A 2,536-nucleotide genomic window follows, 5' to 3' on the forward strand; every position below is an offset into this window, starting at 1 on the left:
TCGCCGGGTTCACGCCGTTCGGCGGCGGCCACCCCGGCGCGGTGCTGCGCCGGCACGTCACGGAGACCGTCGTCCCGCTCCCCGGCATCCCCGAGGAGCTGTGGCAGCTGCTCGTCCAGTGCCTGGCAAAGGCCCCCGCCTCCCGGCTGCGGGCCGGAGAGCTGGGCGGCAGGCTGCGGGAACTGCTGCCGCTGCTCGCGGGCATCGGGCCGCTGGAGGTGGACGAGCCGGGCGAAGAAGAAACGGAACTTCGCCCGGAGTACGACGAGCAGCAGTACACCCCCGCCGACGAGGAGCCGCGCCGCCGGGGCGCCGTACCGCTGGTCCCGGGACCGGCCCCCGACTCCAACCGCGACACCCACACCAGCATGCGGGTGCCCGGCCCGGACGAACTGGCTGGCGGACCGCTCGGCACCGCCCGCGCCCCCCGCGCCCCCGGCCCGCGCCCCGGCTCGGCCCGGAACAAGTCCGCCGCCGTCCGCAAGCGCCGCCTCACCCTGGGCGCGGCCGCCGTGGTGCTCGTCGCGGCGATCGCGGTGGGCGGCTGGCTGGCCACCGGCGGTGACGACGCGGACCCCGGCCCGCAGGACAGCGGCAACTCCGCCCCCGGCGCGCCCTGAGGCACGTGCGCCGCCCCGGGCCGCCCCACCGCCGGGCGGCCCGGCCCGCGGACCGGTCCGGAAGCCGTGCCGGACCAGGGGATACGGCGCCCGGAGCCGGGGGAGGGCGAGCTTCACCCGTCCAGCCGTTACGCTGGACCCGTGGCAGTCGTCGATATTTCCGAAGAGCTGAAGTCCCTCTCGTCCACCATGGGGTCGATCGAGGCCGTCCTGGACCTGGACTCCCTGAGGGCGGACATCGTCGTGCTCGAGGAGCAGGCGGCGGCGCCGTCCCTCTGGGACGACCCGGAGGCGGCACAGAAGATCACCAGCAAGCTTTCCCACCTCCAGGCCGAGGTCCGCAAGACCGAGACGCTGCGCGGTCGCATCGACGACCTCGGCGTCCTCTTCGAGCTGGCCCAGGACGAGGGTGACGCGGACGCGCTCGCCGAGGCCGAGACCGAGCTGGAATCGGTCCGCAAGGCGCTCGACGAGATGGAGGTCCGCACCCTCCTCTCCGGCGAGTACGACGCGCGTGAGGCCCTGGTCACCATCCGGGCCGAGGCCGGTGGCGTCGACGCCGCCGACTTCGCCGAGAAGCTCCAGCGCATGTACCTCCGCTGGGCCGAGCGGCACAACTACAAGGCGGAGGTCTACGAGACCGCGTACGCCGAAGAGGCCGGCATCAAGTCGACCACCTTCGCGATCGAGGTCCCGTACGCCTACGGCACGCTCTCCGTCGAGCAGGGCACCCACCGGCTCGTCCGGATCTCGCCCTTCGACAACCAGGGCCGTCGCCAGACGTCCTTCGCGGGCGTCGAGGTGCTGCCGGTCGTCGAGAAGACCGACCACGTCGAGATCGACGAGTCCGAGCTCCGCGTGGACGTGTACCGCTCCTCGGGCCCCGGCGGCCAGGGCGTCAACACCACCGACTCCGCGGTGCGGCTGACCCACCTGCCGACCGGCATCGTCGTCTCCTGCCAGAACGAGCGCTCGCAGATCCAGAACAAGGCGTCCGCGATGAACGTCCTCCAGGCGAAGCTCCTCGAGCGCCGCCGCCAGGAGGAGCAGGCGAAGATGAACGCGCTCAAGGGCGACGGCGGCAACTCCTGGGGCAACCAGATGCGTTCGTACGTCCTGCACCCGTACCAGATGGTCAAGGACCTCCGTACGGACTTCGAGATGGGCAACCCCGAAGCGGTCTTCAACGGTGAGATCGACGGCTTCATCGAGGCGGGCATCCGCTGGCGGAAGCAGGGCGAGAAGTAACCGTACGCGTACGGAAGTTGGGCCCGGGCAGGATTCCTGCCCGGGCCCTTTCGCGTGCCCGGCGCGGGCGGTGGTGCGGGCGGTGGCGCGGGCACACGAAAGGGCGGTGACGCGAGGGCGGGGGCCGGGGGTGTGGTGATTGCGTCACAGTCGGGGCAGTGAATAACCGTCAGAAGCCTCACCGGTTCACCAATCGCCCGGAACGCTCTTGACGTAATCCTTAACTCTGGTCAGGGTGCTGGAGCAGCGTGCGTATGAGTGGGACCGCTGTGAGTGGGGGCGGACCGGACGACCGCGACAGCGCGGCCCGGTTCGGAGCGAACCCCGCAGAGCCAGGTCCCTCATGCGTGCTGCTCCATTGACGAGATCGGCTACTGGGGGTAGCAGCAGATGACGAAGAAGACGCGCGTACGTATCGCGCGCATAGCCGCCGGCGCGATCATCGCGGCCGGCGCTTCCCTGACCGCCGCGGGTGCGGCGCAGGCGTTCGGCACGCCCGAACTCACCACCGAGAGCAGCGACGCCGGTGGCGTGGACCCCGGCACCGCGGCAGGTGGCGAGGAGTCCGCGGCGACGGTGTCGGGCGGCGAGGAGTCCGCGGCCACGGTGTCGGGCGGCGAGGAGTCCGCGGCCACGGTGTCGGGCGGCGAGGAGTCCGCGGCCACGGT

The 2,536-nt window shown here is 72.0% G+C and carries 1 protein-coding gene and 2 pseudogenes; all 3 read left to right on the forward strand.

Going from position 1 to position 2,536, the window contains the following annotated elements:
• Positions 1-620, forward strand: a pseudogene (locus ACWD3D_RS07610) (serine/threonine protein kinase); the annotation flags it as partial.
• A 141-nt stretch (positions 621-761) separates the two neighbouring features.
• Positions 762-1,868 (forward strand): peptide chain release factor 2, encoded by a 1,107-nt coding sequence (gene prfB, locus ACWD3D_RS07615; protein ID WP_387367509.1) that lies wholly within the window; start codon positions 762-764, stop codon positions 1,866-1,868.
• Between the two features lie 390 nt (positions 1,869-2,258).
• Positions 2,259-2,536 (forward strand): annotated as a pseudogene (locus ACWD3D_RS07620) (hypothetical protein); the annotation flags it as partial.

It is taken from the genome of Streptomyces sp. NPDC002690, assembly GCF_053592415.1.